The following is a 16,459-nucleotide window of genomic DNA, read 5'->3' as shown; positions in this document are numbered from 1 at the left end:
TCGCTCTGGAGCACGCCATGACCAGGCTTCCCCGTGTCGCATCCCGCATCCTTGCTACCGCCACGGCCATCGTGGCGGTGCTGGGTGCGGCCGGATCAGCCTCGGCCCAGAGTCTGATCCGCGACACCGAGATCGAAGGGATCATCCATGACTGGTCCGAACCGGTCTTCGTCGCCATGGGGCTGGACCCGACCGAGGTCGAGATCCTGCTGGTCAACGATAACGACCTGAACGCCTTCGCCACACGCGGGCGGATCATGGGCCTGAACACCGGCCTGATCCTGCAGACCAAGACCCCCAACCAGCTTCTGGGCGTGATCGCCCACGAGGCTGGCCACATCAAGAATCGCCACACCCTGCGCGACGGCGCCCAGAACGCCGGCATGCAGCCGATGATCATGACCATGGCCCTTGGCGCTCTGGCCGCGATCGCCGGCGCGCCGGACGCGGGCGCGGCGCTTCTGGCCTCCAGCCAGTATTTCGGCACTCTCGGCGCCCTGCGCTATATGCAGAGTCAGGAAGGCGAGGCCGACATCACCGGCGCCCGCGCCCTGGAACGCGCCGGCGAGTCCGGCAAGGGCATGGTCGAGTTCTTCGAGAACTTCCGCTCGCAGGAAGTCTTCTCGGATCAGCGTCGCTATCCCTATTTCCGCAGCCACCCACTGTCGTCCCAACGCATCGAATCCCTGCGTCGTCCGGTCGAAGCGGCCGCCCATTACAATCACCAGGACAGCCCCGAGCGGATGGCCCAGCACGCCCTGGTGGTCGCCAAGATCCGCTCCTTCATGGACACGCCGAACGCGACCTTGCGCGACTATCCATCGTCCAACACCTCCCTGCCCGCCCGCTACGCCCGCGCCATCGCCTGGTATCGCGACGGCCAGACGGACAAGGCCCTCGGCGCCGTTGACGACCTGCTGATCGAGCAGCCCGCCAATCCCTACTTCTGGGAACTGAAGGGCCAGATCCTGTTCGAGGAAGGCCGCCCGGCCGAGGCCATCGGCGCCCATCAGAAGGCGGTCGAGTTGAAGCCCGACGCCCCCCTTCTGAAGATCAACCTGGCCCACGCCCTGATTGAAACCAGTGACGCCGCCAATCTGGACGCCGCCGTCGATCAGTTGAAGCGCGCCGTCGCGTTGGAGAGGGATAACACCCTGGCCTGGCGCCTGCTGGGCCAGGCCTACGCCAGCCAGGGCAAGGAAGGCGAAGCGCGTCTGGCCTCGGCCGAATACTGGTTCGCACTGGGCCGCACCGAACAGGCCAACCAGTTCGCCATGCGCGCTCGCGACATGCTGGACCGCAACTCCATCGAATGGCGACGCGCCACCGACATCGTCTTGTCGTCGGGCGCCTCGGAAAAAGACATCACTGATGCGGAGCGCCGCAACGAGCAGCGCAACAGTCGCGGCGTCATCCTGCCCAACGGCTGACGCCCGCCCACCTTTCCCGATACCGAGACCTTTAATGACCAACGACGCCCGCCCCGACGCCCCTCAGACCCAAACGCCTGCGCCGAAGGGCAGCATCCTGTCGTCTCTGTCCGGCAAGACCGTGGCGGGCGCGGCTCTGGCCGTCTCGGTTCTGGCTCTGGGCGTGTCGGTCGCACCCTATCTGACTGGCGGTGATTTCGGCGGGCGCGTCCGCGCCTATCTGATCGAGAACCCGCAGGTGCTGGACGAGGTCCTGGCCGCGCGTCAGGCGAATGAAGAGCAATCCCGCGTCCAGGCCATCAACGCCGCCGTCAAGGCAAACCCGGCTCTATTGGCCCATGACGCCCGCGACCCCAGCTTCGGCCCCGCCGACGCCAAGGTGACGGTGATCGAGTTCTTTGACTTCCGCTGCCCGGGCTGCAAGGCCGTCGCCCACGACTACCGCACCCTGATGGCCGCCCACCCAGACGTCCGCTTCGTGTTCAAGGACTGGCCGATCCTGGACCGTGGCGACGACGTCACCTCACAATACGCCGCCCGCGCCGCTCTGGCCGCGCATCAGCAGGGCAAGTATCTGGAGGTCTATGACGCCCTGATGACCGAACGCGCCCTGGACCGCGCGGCCATCGACGCCATCCTGGTCGCGCACGGCGTCGACATGACCAAGGCCCAGGCCGCCATCGCCTCGCCCGAAATGACCCGCCACGTCACCGACATCCACACCACGGCGGCGACCCTGGGCCTGCAGGGCACCCCGACCTTCTTCATCAACGGCAAGGCCAGCGCCAGCATCGAGCCCGCAGCCGTCGCCAAGATGATCGAAGAAGCCAAGCACTGATCTTTCCCGTCACCCTCGGGCTGGTCGCGGGGGTGACGTCACGCGTGTTAGGGCGCTAAGCCGCCGCCAGCGACCGCTCGCCGCCGATCCACTCGATGTTTGAACGTCGCGTCGCCTCGGCGGCGGCGTCGGCGTTCCCCAGCTTCCGCTCGGCCTCGGCCAGCACGAAATAGCTGTAGGGGTCGCTGGGCCAGTCCTTCAGCAACTCCTCGACCTTGGCCTTGGCCCCGACAGCGTCGCCGCTGGCCAGCAGGGCCGCCGCCAGACTGCGGCGCGTCGGATACCAGATGATCGGCGGGTCGCCGCCCTCGTCGTCCATGGCCTGAATCTGGGCGGCGCGGGTGAAGGCGGCGACGGCGGCGCTCGCATTACCCTCGATCATGGCCGCCCGACCTTCCAGAATCCGCTGCGACAATTCGGTGAAGACCGCACGCTGCTCAGCCATCGGTCCGCTGAAGGGCGTGGCTTCGCGCAGAGCCTTTATGGCGTCCGCCTCGACCCGAACGGCGGCGGCGTCGCCGGCCCTCGCCGCCGCCTCGCCCCGCGCATAGCGCCAGCTGATGCGCAGCAAGGGATGGGTGGCCGGCGGCTCCTTCAGCGCCGCCACCTGTTCCGGCGCGCCGAAGCGGCCGTACAGGGCTTAGGCGTTGTTGGCGACGATCTGGCGCCAGTATTCCTGGGCGCCGATGTTCGGATAGGTGGCCAGGAACCAGTCGGCGAGCTTCAGCCCCTCCTCACCGCCCCCGGCCATCAGGGCGCCGCCCATGCCGAAGTGGATGTTGTGGGCGTGCAGCCGCATCGCCGGCACCCCGCCCGGCGGCTTGGCCAGAGCGTCATAACGCCGGTCCAGCGCCACGGCGTTGACGTTGCTCTCCATCGCATCGCGATAGCGGCCAACGCGGTAATAGGTATGCGACGGCATATGTACCAGATGGCTGGCCGCCGGGGCCAGAAGCGCCAGCTTCTCGCCGTAGGGAATGGCCTTGTGCGGGTCGTCAGACCATTCGGTCAGATGGATATAGAGGTGGATCGCGCCCGGATCGTTCGGGTCCTTGGCCAGCGCCCGCTCCAGCAGGCCCATGGCGCGCGGGATGGCCGGATCAGCCGCCTTGCCCTCGTCGTCCCACCATTCGTCGGCGGCCAGCAGCCAGGCGTCGGCGGTGATGTTGGCGATGGCCCCGTCATCGGAGTTTTGACGCGCGATCCGGTCCATGCGCTGGGCGAAGCGGTCGGCGCGGCTCTTTTCCGAACCGGAATAGCGCTGGATCAGGGCGTCGATCATTTGGCGCTGCACCGGCGTCGCGTCACGGGCCAGACCGCGGGCGTCGCGCGCGGCCTTGCGCGCCGCCTCGATCGAGGCCTTGTCCTGCCCGCCGCCGTTCAGATTGGGGCCGATGGCCCAGGCCTCGCCCCAGGCGCACATGCCGCACGACGGGTCCAGCGCCCGCGCCTTGCGGAAAGCACGCACCGATTCGGTGTGCTCGAACGCCCAGCGCAGCCGCACGCCATGGTCGAACCAGGCCTGGGCCTCGGGGTTGGCCGTGTCGATCTTGAAGCCGCCGGTTCCAAAGCCCTCGACCATGACGATGTCGTTGGTCGGGATCGCCCCGATGGCCGATCCGCCCGGACCGCAGACCTGGGGCTGGTCCAGCAGGTCGCGCACGGCCTTGTCCGCCGTGGCGTCCGCCACCGCCATCGGCCCGATCATGCAGGCCGCCAAGGCCGAGCAGGCCATCCATCCGAAGCGCATCATCCCTCTCCCTCAGTCGCCGGGAGAGTGCGCGCCGGGAAGCGAGGCCGCAAGCGGCCCCAAGGTCGCGGACTGGGTTGCGCCCTAGATCAGACCGGCCAGCGGCGATGACGGATCAGCATAGAGACGCTTCTTCATGCGTCCGGCCAGATAGGATTCCCGCCCGGCGATGACCGCGTGCTTCATGGCGCTGGCCATCAGGATGGGGTCGCGCGCCTCGGCGATGGCCGTGTTCATCAGCACGCCGTCACAGCCCAGCTCCATGGCGATGGCGGCGTCCGAGGCCGTGCCCACGCCCGCGTCGACCAGGACCGGCACCTTGGACTGCTCGACGATCAGGCGGATGTTGATGGGGTTCTGCACGCCCAGGCCCGAACCGATCGGCGCGCCCAGCGGCATGATGGCCACCGCGCCCGCGTCCTCCAGCTTGCGCGCATAGACGGGATCGTCGGTGCAATAGACCATGACCTCGAAGCCCTCTGCGGTCAGCAGCTTCAGCGACCGCAGGGTCTCTTCCATGTCGGGGAACAGGGTGCGCTGGTCCGAAAGGACTTCCAGCTTCACCAGGGTCCAGCCGCCCGCCTCGCGCGCCAGGCGCAGGGTCCGCACCGCGTCCTCGCCGGTGAAGCAGCCCGCCGTATTGGGCAGATAGGTGTATTTCTTCGGGTCGATGAAGTCCGTCAGCACCGGCTGGTTCGGATCGGTCAGGTTCACCCGACGCACCGCCACGGTGACGATCTCGGCGCCCGAGACCTCGGCCGCCGCTGCGTTCTGGGCGTAGTCCCGGTACTTGCCGGTGCCCACGATCAGGCGCGAGTTGAAGGTGCGGCCGGCGACGGTCCAGCTGTCGGTGCGGGGGGCTGTATCGGTCATGCTCCTGACCTAGCGCCGCCGTGCGTCGGGGGGAAGCGGCGTTGCGGGATTTGATCTCCCCCTTCCCGCTCATCCCCGCGGAGGCGGGGACCCAGTGAGAGCCCCACGCACCACCTTCAAACAACAAGCTTGTTTGCCAAAGAACTGGGTCCCCGCCTCCGCGGGGATGAGCGGACTAATTGTCAGCCGCCCCCCACGAACTGCACCAGCTCGATCTTGTCGCCCTCGGCCAGCGCCATTTCGCCGTGCAGCGACCGCGGCACGATCTCCAGATTGCGCTCGACCGCCACCTTCTTGGGGTCCAGCGACAACTCCTGAACCAGGCCCAGAATGGTCGTGGCGGCGGTGTCCCGCCCCTCGCCGTTGACTTCGATACGCAAACTGTTCGCTCCAAGGGTGCGTGCGGAGGCCTAGCCTCTCTCAAGTGACGCGCATAATAATGAGGGTTCAGGCCAGAGACATCAAATCCCCGAGCCTATGTCTGCTTTCTACCCGTTGGGAACGGAGGCGGCGGCATCAGTCAGATGGCCAAGATCGGAAATCCATTTGCGCAAAGACGGGGACCTCGACGCTTCTGCTTCGGTCATACTTATTGATGTGGGCGCCAGGAGCGGAGGCGTGGGCCATCCAAATGTCGGCGTCGCGACCGGTTGCCGTCACTTCGATAATCTCTCCGGCGAAGATCGCCTTAAGTATGGCAACACATTCAGTGACCGCCTCGACCTGAACGCGGGCATGGCCGAGAAAGACGAACGCTCCCTTTAGAGAGGGACTGACCACAACGCCGGTCTTAAGCCCATTCCTGCGCCAGATAAGAAGGCCATCATCTCCATTAATCCTCAGTCGCGCCTTTGGATGCTGATAGAGAAACTCCGATGAGATACGCTCGAAAAAGTCTTGAAGCGTTATTTTTTTGCGGACGGTCATGCGTTTAACGACAGCGACTCCGTCCAAACGTCAATATCCGCTTCCCACCCATGGCGGTCGTTCAATGAGGCCGCTCCAACGCCCCCCCTCAACCCCGCTCCCCCGCCCCCGCCTGCCCCCACGTCAACCTTTTCACCCACCCGCTTTGCGCCGCGCGCCACCTGAGCTACAACGCGCGCTCGATTCCGCGCGGACACGGCGCGCCTGTTTTGCGAGCGAATGCCCGAAACCCTGACCCTGTATGTCCTGAACGGGCCGAACCTGAACCTTCTCGGGGTTCGGGAGCCGGACATCTATGGCCATGAGACCCTGGCCGATGTTCAGGCCATGTGCGAGGCGGCGGCCGAGGGCGCGCGCGTGGTGTTCAAGCAATCAAACCACGAAGGCCAACTGGTCGACTGGATTCAGGAAGCCCGGTCCGAGGCCGACGCCCTGGTCATCAATCCGGCCGCCTTCACCCATACCTCGGTGGCCCTGCTGGACGCCCTGAAGACGCTGAGCATCCCCGTGGTGGAATGTCACCTGTCGAACCCCGCCGCGCGCGAGGCGTTCCGGCATCACTCCTATGTTTCCCTGGCCGCGACCGGCGTCATCGCCGGCTTCGGCCCTCGCAGCTACGAACTGGCCGTCCGGGCCGCTCTGGATCTGGCGCGCCGCGCCGGAGCCAAGGGCTGACCCCCTCGCGCCGCAAGAAGATCAAGTAGAAGAGACCCCCATGTCCGACGACAAGCACAAGAACGACGCCATCGACGCAGGCCTGATCCGCAGCCTGGCCGACATCCTGAACGACACCGACCTGACCGAGATCGAGGTCGAGCGCGGCGAACTGCGCATCCGCGTCGCCCGTGAAGTCACCGTCGCCGCCGCCCCGATCCAGTACGCCGCCGCCCCGGCCCCGATCGCTCACGCCGCGCCGGTCGCCGCCGCCGCCCCGGCCTCGATGCCGTCGGACCCGGCCACGATCGTTTCGCGCAAGGGCGAAGAGGTGAAGTCGCCGATGGTCGGCACCGCCTACCTGCAGCCCTCGCCGGAAGCCCCGCAGTTCGTGAAGCCGGGCGACAAGGTCAAGAAGGGCCAGACCCTGCTGATCGTCGAGGCCATGAAGACCATGAACCCGATCCAGGCCCCGCGCGACGGCGTCGTGTCGGAAATCCTGGTCGGAGACGCCCAGCCGGTCGAGTTCGGCGAAGCCCTGGTTCTGCTGGAAGCCTGAGACCAGCCATGTTCACCAAGGTCCTGATCGCCAACCGCGGCGAAATCGCCCTGCGCATCCACCGGGCGTGCAAGGAGATGGGCATCTCCACCGTCGCCGTGCACTCGGAAGCCGACCGCGGCGCCATGTGGGTGCGGCTGGCCGACGAAAGCGTCTGCATCGGCCCGGCCCCGGCGGCCAAGTCCTATCTGAACATCCCGCAGATCATCGCGGCGGCGGAGATCACCGGCGCCCAGGCGATCCACCCGGGCTATGGCTTCTTGTCGGAAAACGCCCGCTTCGCCGAGATCATCGAGGCCCACGGCCTGACCTTCATCGGTCCCAAGCCCGACCACATCCGCGTGATGGGCGACAAGATCACCGCCAAGCAGACGGTCAAGGACGCGGGCATCCCCGTCGTCCCCGGCTCTGACGGCGAAGTCGAGACGGTCGAGGCCGCCATCGAGGCGTCCAAGTCGATCGGCTTCCCCCTGATCGTCAAGGCCGCCGCCGGCGGCGGCGGTCGCGGCATGAAGGTGGCCATGACGCCCGACGACCTGGTCGAGGCCGTGCAGACGGCCCAGACCGAGGCCAAGGCCGCCTTCGGCAACGGCGCCGTCTACATGGAGCGCTACCTCCAGAAGCCGCGTCACATCGAGATCCAGGTCATCGCCGACAGCCACGGCAACGTCGTCCACCTGGGCGAACGCGACTGCTCGCTGCAGCGCCGTCACCAGAAGGTGCTGGAAGAGGCCCCCTCGCCCGCGCTTTCCGCTGAAGGCAGAAAGAAGATTGGCGAGACGGTCAACAAGGCCATCGCCGCCATCGGCTACCTAGGCGCCGGCACCATCGAGTTCCTGTGGGAAGACGGCGAGTTCTTCTTCATCGAGATGAACACCCGCCTGCAGGTCGAACATCCGGTCACGGAAATGATCACGGGCGTCGATCTGGTCCGCGAACAGATCCGCATCGCCGCTGGCCTGCCGCTGTCCTTCACCCAAGAGGACATCCACTTCGAAGGTCACGCCATCGAGGTCCGGGTGAACGCCGAGAACGCCGAGACCTTCACCCCGTCGCCGGGCACGATCACGGACTTCCACGCCCCGGGCGGCCTGGGCGTGCGTCTGGATAGCGCTATCTACGCCGGCTATTCGATCCCGCCCTACTACGACAGCCTGATCGGCAAGTTGATCGTTCACGGCCGCGACCGCGAGGAGGCCCTGGCCCGCCTCAAGCGCAGCCTGAACGAAATGGTCATCGGCGGCATCGACACCACCATCCCCCTGTTCCAGAAGCTGCTGCAGGAGCCGGACATCCTGTCGGGCGACTACGACATCCACTGGCTGGAGAAGTGGGCCGCCGCCCAGAAGGCCAAGGCCTAACCCCTCTTGGACGAACCCGAGTTCAGCGCCAGCAGCCCCTCCAGCGTCTTCGGACCCGAGGAGTTGCTGGCCTGCTACGCTCGCGGCGTCTTTCCCATGGCGGAGGCGCGCGACGACCCGCGTGTCTTTCTGGTCGAGCCGGACCAGCGGGGCGTCATCCCGCTCAATCGCTTTCACATTCCCAGCCGTCTGCGTCGCACCGTTCGGGGCGAGCCGTTTCAGGTGCGCGTCGACACGGCCTTCGACGCCATCCTGAGCGCCTGCGCCGCGTCCGCCGAGGGTCGCGAGGACACCTGGATCAATGACCCGATCCGCTCGCTCTACCTGCAGCTGCATTTGCGCGGCTGCGCCCACAGCATCGAGTGCTGGCGGGACGAGGTTCTGGTCGGCGGCCTCTATGGCGTGACGCTGGGCGGCGCCTTCTTCGGCGAGAGCATGTTCAGCCGGGCGCGCGACGCATCCAAGGTCGCTCTGGTGCACCTGGTGGCGCGACTGCGCAAAGGCGGCTGGAGCCTGCTGGACGCCCAGTTCCTGACCGAGCACCTGAGCCAGTTCGGTGCGGTGGAGACGCCGCAAGCGGCCTACCTGCGGTTGCTTAAGCCGGCGCTGCGTCTGACGCCGGACAAGTCCCTCCTGACCGCACCCATGACAGGCGCAGAGGCCGTGGACTATGCCTTACAGCCAATCACCCAGGCGTCGTAGATTGGGTGTTGCAGACCGCTAACGCCGGGCGATGAGGCGAACATCCAGCCCTTGAAGATCTGACGCGCCTCGGTCGGCACGACCACGCCGCGCGGCTGAACCCCGACTTCCAGATAGGCGATGGCGTCCTCGGTCTGCTCGTCCGAGGCCGAGACCTCGCAGGCGCGGGCGCTGAAGATCAGGGTCTTGTTGAAGCGGACCGGACGACCGCCGACCTCGACTTCGAATCGCATGGATTCGGCCGTGACCTTGTCGATGGCGTGAATGATAGCGACCGGGCGACGTTGGCGACGGCCAGGCGTGACGACGGGCCCGGAAGCGGCCTTGGGCGTCTCGGCTTCGGCCTCGGGCGGCACATCTTCCTGAACAGCGGCGATCTCAGCCTCAGGCGTCACCACGACGATCGGCGTGCCAGGCGCGGCCACGGGAGCGGCCGTCGATGGCGTAGCGCCCTGCGGCGTCGTGGCAGGAGCAGGGGGCGTGGCCTGCGGATTCTGCAAGGGCGTGCGGTTGGTGTCGCGCAGCAGATCGCCGACCGGATCCTGAACCGGCACGGCGTCCTGCGGCAGGTCCATCAGGGCGCTGGTCATGCCGGCGCCCGCGACCGCCAGTCCCGCTGCGGCCACGCCGACGAGCAGGAGGCGGCGTGCGGTCATTCCGGGCTCCAGGCCTGATAGTCGCCGGTGGCGGCGGGGCGCTTGCCTTCGTTGGCCAGCGAACCTTGCGGACGCCAAGCCATCGGCGTGCCGGTCAGGTTGGGCAGGTGATCCTTTTCCCAGGCGCGGCGCGGCAGCGGCTTCTCGACCGGGGTCTCGTCATAGGTGTAGCGCAGCCAACCCTGCCATTCCGGCGGAACCTTCGACGCCTCGGCATAGCCGTCATAGATGACCCAGCGACGCTGGCGGCCGTCATAGCTGACGCTGTCGCGCGACTGATAATAGCGGTTGCCGAACTCGTCCGTGCCGACCAGTTGGCCGCGTTTGCCGACGGTGAACAGGGTGCCGATCGTGGCGCCGTTCCACCAGGTGAAGATCTTGCTCAGCACGTCGTCGAACCTACTCGAATCCCGTCGCCCAGGGAGGTCCGGCGACGCGGCACGATCATAGAAACCGGAGCCGCCCGCGTCCAGCCCGAGACCGGTTTCCGGTATCCCTGCCCGACATCAACATCTTGGGGGTAACCCGCACCAAGGCCCCAAGATTTATTGAAACGCCTTTCGAGGCGTCGTTAATGTCACGATCAGGACACGCGCGGAGACGTCAGATGCGCATCAAGCCCCGTTTTTCCGAGCTCGCCGACCTCGTCGCATTGGAGCTGCGCACCATCGAACGTCCGGGCGTGGTGACGTCCGTTGTCGCTCCCGCGAACTGGACCGATGTTCGCGTCGAGGCCTGGTTGGACTGGTGCGAAGGCCTCCCGACCGACCTACCCGTCGGCGTCTTCCCCCTCGGGGAAGCCCCCGACGCCTGGCTGGGCGGAGCCGCCGAGCGCTGGGCGCATCGCCTCGGCGCATGGGGACTGGCTCAAGGGCTGTTCGTCGCGACCGAGGACGCCGACACCTTCGCCAGCGAGCTGTCCGCCACCCTCCTTCTGGGCGTCGCCGCGCCGGGCGCTGCGAACCTTGTAGAGGCAGGCGCTCCCGGCGTCGTCGCCCTCGACGACCCCGGCTCGGCCAAGCGGCTGGCCGATCTAACCGCCGCGCGACGCGGCGAACGCCTGTCGGCGCGCGCCGCCGAGGCGCTGTCCGAAGCCCTGCGCGGCGTTGCAGACGCAGTTGATCGTTGCGAAGGCCCGCCGGCAGCCTGTGCCGATCCCGCCCGCAATCCAGCCCTGGCCCGCGCCGCCCTGATCGCCCGCCGCTGCGGCGCGAGCGACGCTGACATCCTCCGCGCGGCTGAAGGCCAGAGCTTCACCATTGCCCTGCGCGAACACGCGCCCCCTCCGGTCCAACCCGTTCTGGCTCATCGCGACGCCGTCGCCTCGGGAAGCCCCGAAGCCCTTGCCGTCGCTGCGGCGGCGCTCGAAGGCGATCTGGCGCTGACCTTCTCCCCGCGCGACGCCGACGCTCTGGCGGACGCCGCACTAGAGGCTCGCGCCGCACTAGATCTGCAGACCTTGGCGTCCGTCGCCGGCGACGCCTTCGACGCTGCCCTGGACGACCTGACGCGGCTCTGGGTCATCGCTCTCGAGATTGAGACCGGCGGCGGCATCGGCTCGAACGCCGCCAACACCGGCCGCCGCGACGCGGCGCGCCCGATCGGGCTCGGCCTGTTCGGCCTGACCGACTGGGCCGTCGCGAACGACGCCGAGAACGCCATCCCCCTGGCGGCATCGGCCGGAGCCCGCGTCTCGGCCGCCGCCAGCGCCGTCTCGGTCGAAATGGCCGCCGAACGCGGCTCCTGCGCCGAATGGGACGTCATCGGCGACGAAGTCATCGAAATGGCCAGCCAGCGCGGGTTCGACACCAAGGTCATGAGACAGCATGGTCGTCGACATGCCGCGATCAACCTGTTCGTGCGCGATGCGGAGCTGGAGCTGCGCCTCGGCGCCTCGCCCTTTGGCGCCACCGACCTCTTCCAGACCGAAGACGGCGAGCCCGAGCGTCGCTTGCGACCTTCGCTGGCTCGGGCCATCGCCCGCGCGGGCGGCGACATCGAGGGCGCCGAGCGACAACTGTTCGGCCGCCGCAGTCTGATGGGCGCGCCAGGCGTCAACCACTCGGCCCTGCGGGATCTAGGCTTCACTGATGTCGAGCTTGAGGCGGTCGAACTCGCGCTGTCGCAAACAAATCAACTGGCCGCCGCCTTTACCCCGCCCGTTCTGGACGCGGGATTCATCGGCGACGTTCTGGGCCTTTCAGTCGAAGACGGGGACGACCTGTTGCCGCGCCTTGGCTTTGATGACGAGGCGATCGAAGAGGCTCGAACCGCCGCCTTCGGCCATTCCGACCTGTCCGGCTGGGCGGCCGCGCCTGAGGCGCTACGCGACCTCCTGACTACCGACCCCGCACATTTCGAAGCCGAGCTGCGGCGCGCCATCGAACCTTATAGCGATGCGCCCGACGTCACACCGGACCTGATCGACTGGCGCGCCGGACCTCTTCAGGCCGCCCGCGCCCTGGGTCAGGCCGCCCGCGACGGTCGCCGCGCAGTGGTCCTGCGGCGCGCCGCGCCGCCCGCCGACTTCCGCCTGGAGCTGGTCGAGGCCGACGCGCCTGTGCAGCGCCGTATCGAGCCCGAGGCGCAGCCCGTCGAACGGGTGATCGAGAAGGTCATCGAGCGCGACCGCACCCGGCGCAAGCTGCCGGACCGTCGCAAAGGCTATATCCAGAAGGCGGCCGTCGGCGGGCACAAGGTCTATATCCACACCGGCGAGTACGAAGACGGCGAACTGGGCGAGATCTTCATCGACATGCACAAGGAAGGCGCCGCCTTCCGCAGCCTGATGAACAACTTCGCCATCGCCATCTCCATCGGCCTGCAATACGGCGTGCCGCTGGACGAGTTCGTCGACGCCTTCGTCTTCACCCGCTTCGAGCCGGCGGGACGCGTCACCGGCAATGATTCGATCCGCTCAGCGACCTCGATCCTCGACTACATCTTCCGCGAACTGGGCGTCTCCTATCTGGAGCGGCAGGAACTGGCCAACGCCGAACCCGAGGGCCTCAACCCCGACGGCCTGGGCGCCGCCGCGACCAACGACGCCGAGCCGGTGCCGGCGGCGCGCTTCATCTCCAAGGGCTTCGCCCGCGGCGCCGCACCCGACAACCTCGTGGTCGTCCCATTTGGGCGCAAACCCGAGCCCCTTCGCGCCGCCACGCCGACCGAGGCCGTCGCCTGTCCCCAATGCGGAGACTTCGCCTTGCAGAACCGCGGCGGGGGCTGGATTTGCGACACCTGCGGCGCGGCTCCGCAGATGCAGGGGTGATTGAGACGCTGTTTCGGCCCGCTTCTTGCTGAGGCGATGTCAAAGCCCGGAGTCTTCGCATGAACCGTCTCGCAATCGCACTCGTCGCCTCGCTGGTGGCCGCCACGGCCCTGCCCGCCGTCGCCCAGAACGCCTCGCAGATCACCCGCGTGCGCGGCGGCGCCAGCTGCCCTGGCTGCAACCTTTTCCAGGGCGACTTCTCGGGCATGGAGGTGCGCGGCCTCAACCTGGCGGGCGCCCGGCTGCGTCAGGCCGATCTCAGCCTGTCGGTCATGAACCGCACCCGCTTCTCGCGCGCCGACATGCGCGACGTGGAAGCCTATGGTGGCGTCTTTTCGGGCTCCAACTTCGCCGGGGCCGACCTGACCAACGCCAGCTTCGTCGGCGCCTATCTGGACGGCTCCACGATGTCGGGCGCCAAGCTCAACGGGACCAATCTGTCGGGCGCGCAGCTCGCGCGCGTCGTCGGCCTGACCCAGGGCCAGCTCAATCAGGCCTGCGGCGACGACGCCACGGTCCTGCCGCGCGGCCTGCGCATTCCGGCCTGCTGACGGTCTCCATCGTTACCACGATTTAAGTAGGGTTTTTCAGGCGACAGGCGCATCTAGGTATCGTGATGAAACGCCCGCTCGCCCTTCTCCGTCCCCTGGCTCCCGCAGCCGCCGCCCTCTCGGGGCTGCTGGTCGCTGCGCCCGCTTTCGCCGGGACGATGACCCTGTCTCAGATGCAGGATCGCGACGTCGCCCGCATGGTTTCGCTGGGCGGCAGCTGCAACCGCTGCGAACTTTCAGGTCGGGACCTGTCGGGCGCTACCTTCACCGGCGCCAGCTTCACCAACGCCACCCTGGTCGGCGCCACCCTGCGCGGGGCCGAGCTGCTCGGCTCGAACTTCGCCGGCAGTGATTTCAGCCGCGCTGACATGCGGGGCGTGGAAATGATGGGCGCCAACTTCACCAACGCCGTATTCACCAGCGCCAATCTGACCGGCGCCGAGGCCACAGGCGCCAATCTGATCGGCACGAACTTTCAGGACGCCAACCTCTCTTCGGCCGAGCTGAACGGCGCCAATTTCAACCGCGCTGTCCTGACCCGCGCCAAGTTCAACAGCAGCGAGATGTTCGGCTCGACCCTGGCCAATGTCCGCGCCAACGGCGCCGACTTCTCCAATGCCGAGATCAACGCGTCCAACCTGAGCAATGGCGTGTTCGACGGCGCCAAGTTCAACAACGCCTCACTGGACAGCGCCCGCCTGACAGGCGCCAGCTTCGATCGCGCCAACTTCTCGGGCGCCTCGATGAACCGCACGGACATTCGCGGCGCCGACCTGTCGGGCGCGCGCGGCCTGACCCAGGATCAGATCCACGACGCCTGCGGCGACGGCGCGACCCGCTTGCCCAATGGCCTGACGGTGCGGTCGTGCGGCGGCGTCGGCGGCATCCGCGTCATTCGCAAGCCGCCAGCGCCTCCGGCCCCGCCTGCGCCGCCCATCCCGCCGCGTCAGCGCAATCTGGTCATCGCCTCGGGACACTAGGCCAACCGAACAGACCAACAAAAAGGGCGGCTCTCGCGAGCCGCCCTTTTCATTTCAACGCCGCGACACCGCCTATTTGAGCGGCAGGGCCGTGCGGATCGACAGTTCCTTCAGTTGCTTGTCGGCGGCCTCGGCGGGCGCGCTCATCAGCAGGTCCTGACCCTGCTGGTTCAGCGGGAAGGCGATGACCTCGCGGATAGCCGTCTGGTTGGCCAGCAGCATGACGATGCGGTCGATGCCGGGGGCCAGACCACCGTGCGGCGGGGCGCCGAAGCGGAAGGCGTTGAGCATGCCGCCGAACTGCTCCTCGACCACCGAGGCGTCGTAGCCGGCGATCTCGAAGGCCTTGAGCATGATCTCGGCCTTGTGGTTCCGGATCGCGCCCGAGCACAGCTCATAGCCGTTGCAGACGATGTCGTACTGATAGGCGCGGATGGTCAGCGGATCCTGGGTCTCCAGGGCTTCCATACCGCCCTGCGGCATCGAGAAGGGGTTGTGGCTGAAGTCGACCTTCTTCTCTTCTTCCGACCACTCGAACATCGGGAAGTCGACGATCCAGCAGAATTTGAACTGCTCTTCATCGACCAGCTTCAGCTCCGTGCCGACGCGGGTGCGGGCCAGACCGGCGAACTTGGCGAAGATGGCGGGGTCGCCGGCGGTGAAGAAGGCGGCGTCGCCCTTGCCCAGACCCAAGGAAGCCATCAGGGCCTCGGTCGGCTCCTGACCCAGGTTCTTGGCGATCGGACCGCCCCAGGCCTGCTGATCGTCCGACCAGAAGATGTAGCCCAGACCCGGCTGGCCCTCGCCCTGCGCCCAGGAGTTCATGCGATCGCAGAAGGCGCGCGAGCCGCCGGTCGGAGCCGGGATGGCCCAGACGGCGTTCTTGGCGTCAGCGCCCAGGATCTTGGCGAAGAGACCGAAGCCGCCGTCACGGAAGTGCTCGGACACGTCCTGCATCTTGATCGGGTTACGCAGGTCCGGCTTGTCCGAACCGTACCACTTCATCGACTGGGCATAGGTCAGACGCTCGAAGCCCTTGTGCTCCATGGTCTGGCCGAAGTCGTTGGTGAAGGTGTGGGTCCCGTCGATGGGCGAAACCGGCTTGCCCTCGCCGAACTCATTGAAGACGCCGTTCATCAGCGGCTCGATGGCGGCGAAGACGTCTTCTTGCGTCACGAAGCTCATCTCGACGTCGAGCTGATAGAATTCCAGCGAGCGGTCAGCGCGCAGGTCCTCGTCGCGGAAGCAGGGGGCGATCTGGAAGTAGCGGTCGAAGCCCGAGACCATCAGCAGTTGCTTGAACTGCTGCGGGGCCTGCGGCAGGGCGTAGAACTTGCCCGGGTGCATGCGCGACGGCACCAGGAAGTCGCGCGCGCCTTCCGGCGACGAGGCCGTCAGGATCGGCGTCTGGTACTCGAGGAAGCCCTGCTCGACCATGCGCTGGCGGATCGAGTGGATCACCTTGGAGCGCAGGACGATGTTCTTGTGCAGGGTCTCGCGCCGCAGGTCGAGGAAGCGGTTCTTGAGGCGAATCTCTTCCGGGTATTCCGGCTCGCCGAAGACCGGCAGCGGCAGTTCGGCGGCTTCCGACAGGACCTCGACCGACAGGACGCGCACTTCGATCTCGCCCGTGGGCAGGTTGGCGTTGGTGGTTTCAGCCGAGCGGCTGACCACTTCGCCGTCGATCTTGATGACGCTTTCGGCGCGCAGACGCTCGACGGCCTCGAAGCCCGGCGTCTCGGGGTGCAGCACCAGCTGGGTCAGGCCGTAGTGGTCGCGCAGGTCGATGAACAGCAGGCCGCCGTGGTCGCGCTTGCGGTGAACCCAGCCCGACAGACGAACATTCGCGCCCGCATCCGTCGAACGGAGGGCGCCGCAGGTATGGGTGCGATAGGCGTGCATGATCG

General features: G+C 67.2%; 17 protein-coding genes. 9 read left to right on the top strand and 8 right to left on the bottom strand.

Going from position 1 to position 16,459, the window contains the following annotated elements:
• The first annotated feature begins 17 nt into the window (after positions 1-17).
• Positions 18-1,430, top strand: coding sequence for a M48 family metalloprotease (locus ACFYLW_RS04555; protein ID WP_312062011.1), 1,413 nt, complete (start codon positions 18-20; stop codon positions 1,428-1,430).
• Between the two features lie 34 nt (positions 1,431-1,464).
• Positions 1,465-2,268 (top strand): thioredoxin domain-containing protein, encoded by an 804-nt coding sequence (locus tag ACFYLW_RS04550; RefSeq protein ID WP_312062012.1) that lies wholly within the window; start codon positions 1,465-1,467, stop codon positions 2,266-2,268.
• A 55-nt stretch (positions 2,269-2,323) separates the two neighbouring features.
• Here ACFYLW_RS04550 and ACFYLW_RS04545 read toward each other — a convergent pair whose 3' ends face one another.
• From ACFYLW_RS04545 to ACFYLW_RS04525, 5 genes are all read right to left on the bottom strand, one after another.
• On the bottom strand, positions 2,324-2,875 hold the full coding sequence (locus tag ACFYLW_RS04545; protein ID WP_312062014.1) for a hypothetical protein: 552 nt from the start codon (positions 2,873-2,875) through the stop codon (positions 2,324-2,326).
• Positions 2,876-2,908: 33 nt separating this feature from the next.
• On the bottom strand, positions 2,909-4,018 hold the full coding sequence (locus tag ACFYLW_RS04540; RefSeq protein ID WP_312062016.1) for a hypothetical protein: 1,110 nt from the start codon (positions 4,016-4,018) through the stop codon (positions 2,909-2,911).
• 84 nt (positions 4,019-4,102) lie between these two features.
• Complete coding sequence (locus ACFYLW_RS04535) at positions 4,103-4,891, bottom strand: thiazole synthase (RefSeq protein ID WP_312062018.1); 789 nt, start codon at positions 4,889-4,891, stop codon at positions 4,103-4,105.
• A 182-nt stretch (positions 4,892-5,073) separates the two neighbouring features.
• On the bottom strand, positions 5,074-5,271 hold the full coding sequence (thiS, locus tag ACFYLW_RS04530; RefSeq protein WP_312062020.1) for a sulfur carrier protein ThiS: 198 nt from the start codon (positions 5,269-5,271) through the stop codon (positions 5,074-5,076).
• A 136-nt stretch (positions 5,272-5,407) separates the two neighbouring features.
• Positions 5,408-5,818, bottom strand: coding sequence for a hypothetical protein (locus tag ACFYLW_RS04525; RefSeq protein WP_312062022.1), 411 nt, complete (start codon positions 5,816-5,818; stop codon positions 5,408-5,410).
• Between the two features lie 219 nt (positions 5,819-6,037).
• Between ACFYLW_RS04525 and aroQ the strand changes: the two genes are divergently transcribed.
• From aroQ to aat, 4 genes are read left to right on the top strand one after another with little or no spacing between them, the layout of a single operon-like run.
• Entirely contained in the window at positions 6,038-6,493 is a 456-nt protein-coding gene (gene aroQ, locus ACFYLW_RS04520; protein ID WP_292082569.1) for a type II 3-dehydroquinate dehydratase, read from the top strand.
• Positions 6,494-6,533: 40 nt separating this feature from the next.
• On the top strand, positions 6,534-7,031 hold the full coding sequence (gene accB, locus ACFYLW_RS04515) for an acetyl-CoA carboxylase biotin carboxyl carrier protein (protein WP_292082568.1): 498 nt from the start codon (positions 6,534-6,536) through the stop codon (positions 7,029-7,031).
• Positions 7,032-7,039: 8 nt separating this feature from the next.
• Complete coding sequence (accC, locus tag ACFYLW_RS04510) at positions 7,040-8,392, top strand: acetyl-CoA carboxylase biotin carboxylase subunit (RefSeq protein ID WP_292082567.1); 1,353 nt, start codon at positions 7,040-7,042, stop codon at positions 8,390-8,392.
• Between the two features lie 6 nt (positions 8,393-8,398).
• Positions 8,399-9,094 (top strand): leucyl/phenylalanyl-tRNA--protein transferase, encoded by a 696-nt coding sequence (gene aat / locus ACFYLW_RS04505; protein ID WP_312062025.1) that lies wholly within the window; start codon positions 8,399-8,401, stop codon positions 9,092-9,094.
• On the opposite strand, the gene ACFYLW_RS04500 is transcribed toward aat, so the two are convergent.
• Positions 9,061-9,750 carry a DUF2155 domain-containing protein gene (locus ACFYLW_RS04500; protein ID WP_312062027.1) on the bottom strand — a complete coding sequence of 230 codons (690 nt, stop codon included), beginning with the start codon at positions 9,748-9,750 and terminating at the stop codon, positions 9,061-9,063. The two genes, aat and ACFYLW_RS04500, sit on opposite strands and share 34 nt — an antisense overlap.
• Positions 9,747-10,139 (bottom strand): NADH:ubiquinone oxidoreductase subunit NDUFA12, encoded by a 393-nt coding sequence (locus ACFYLW_RS04495; RefSeq protein WP_292082563.1) that lies wholly within the window; start codon positions 10,137-10,139, stop codon positions 9,747-9,749. Before ACFYLW_RS04495 ends, ACFYLW_RS04500 begins: the two co-directional genes overlap by 4 nt.
• A 218-nt stretch (positions 10,140-10,357) precedes the next feature.
• On the opposite strand from ACFYLW_RS04495, the gene ACFYLW_RS04490 reads away from it, so the two are divergent.
• From ACFYLW_RS04490 to ACFYLW_RS04480, 3 genes are all read left to right on the top strand, one after another.
• Positions 10,358-13,021: a TSCPD domain-containing protein gene (locus ACFYLW_RS04490; protein ID WP_312062030.1), complete on the top strand. Its 2,664-nt coding sequence runs from the start codon at positions 10,358-10,360 to the stop codon at positions 13,019-13,021.
• Positions 13,022-13,080: 59 nt separating this feature from the next.
• Positions 13,081-13,572 carry a pentapeptide repeat-containing protein gene (locus ACFYLW_RS04485; RefSeq protein WP_312062032.1) on the top strand — a complete coding sequence of 164 codons (492 nt, stop codon included), beginning with the start codon at positions 13,081-13,083 and terminating at the stop codon, positions 13,570-13,572.
• A 65-nt stretch (positions 13,573-13,637) separates the two neighbouring features.
• A complete protein-coding gene (locus tag ACFYLW_RS04480) occupies positions 13,638-14,552 on the top strand; it encodes a pentapeptide repeat-containing protein (RefSeq protein WP_292082560.1) in 915 nt (304 codons plus the stop codon).
• Between the two features lie 72 nt (positions 14,553-14,624).
• On the opposite strand, the gene aspS is transcribed toward ACFYLW_RS04480, so the two are convergent.
• A complete protein-coding gene (aspS, locus tag ACFYLW_RS04475) occupies positions 14,625-16,454 on the bottom strand; it encodes an aspartate--tRNA ligase (RefSeq protein ID WP_312062034.1) in 1,830 nt (609 codons plus the stop codon).
• Positions 16,455-16,459: the final 5 nt, after the last annotated feature.

The sequence above is a fragment of the Brevundimonas sp. NPDC007368 genome (genome assembly GCF_042869015.1).
Taxonomy (GTDB): domain Bacteria; phylum Pseudomonadota; class Alphaproteobacteria; order Caulobacterales; family Caulobacteraceae; genus Brevundimonas.
Note: the sequence above shows the minus strand (reverse complement) of the source record. Positions and strands in the feature narration are given on the sequence as shown.

What these genes read in the sequence shown, in the direction of transcription:
- ACFYLW_RS04555 (WP_312062011.1), top strand. Translation starts at nt 18, where the DNA reads ATGACCAGGCTTCCCCGTGTCGCATCCCGCATCCTTGCTACCGCCACG.
- ACFYLW_RS04550 (WP_312062012.1), top strand. Translation starts at nt 1,465, where the DNA reads ATGACCAACGACGCCCGCCCCGACGCCCCTCAGACCCAAACGCCTGCG.
- ACFYLW_RS04540 (WP_312062016.1), bottom strand. Translation starts at nt 4,018, where the DNA reads ATGCGCTTCGGATGGATGGCCTGCTCGGCCTTGGCGGCCTGCATGATC.
- ACFYLW_RS04535 (WP_312062018.1), bottom strand. Translation starts at nt 4,891, where the DNA reads ATGACCGATACAGCCCCCCGCACCGACAGCTGGACCGTCGCCGGCCGC.
- ACFYLW_RS04525 (WP_312062022.1), bottom strand. Translation starts at nt 5,818, where the DNA reads ATGACCGTCCGCAAAAAAATAACGCTTCAAGACTTTTTCGAGCGTATC.
- aroQ (WP_292082569.1), top strand. Translation starts at nt 6,038, where the DNA reads ATGCCCGAAACCCTGACCCTGTATGTCCTGAACGGGCCGAACCTGAAC.
- accB (WP_292082568.1), top strand. Translation starts at nt 6,534, where the DNA reads ATGTCCGACGACAAGCACAAGAACGACGCCATCGACGCAGGCCTGATC.
- accC (WP_292082567.1), top strand. Translation starts at nt 7,040, where the DNA reads ATGTTCACCAAGGTCCTGATCGCCAACCGCGGCGAAATCGCCCTGCGC.
- ACFYLW_RS04500 (WP_312062027.1), bottom strand. Translation starts at nt 9,750, where the DNA reads ATGACCGCACGCCGCCTCCTGCTCGTCGGCGTGGCCGCAGCGGGACTG.
- ACFYLW_RS04490 (WP_312062030.1), top strand. Translation starts at nt 10,358, where the DNA reads ATGCGCATCAAGCCCCGTTTTTCCGAGCTCGCCGACCTCGTCGCATTG.
- ACFYLW_RS04485 (WP_312062032.1), top strand. Translation starts at nt 13,081, where the DNA reads ATGAACCGTCTCGCAATCGCACTCGTCGCCTCGCTGGTGGCCGCCACG.
- ACFYLW_RS04480 (WP_292082560.1), top strand. Translation starts at nt 13,638, where the DNA reads ATGAAACGCCCGCTCGCCCTTCTCCGTCCCCTGGCTCCCGCAGCCGCC.
- aspS (WP_312062034.1), bottom strand. Translation starts at nt 16,454, where the DNA reads ATGCACGCCTATCGCACCCATACCTGCGGCGCCCTCCGTTCGACGGAT.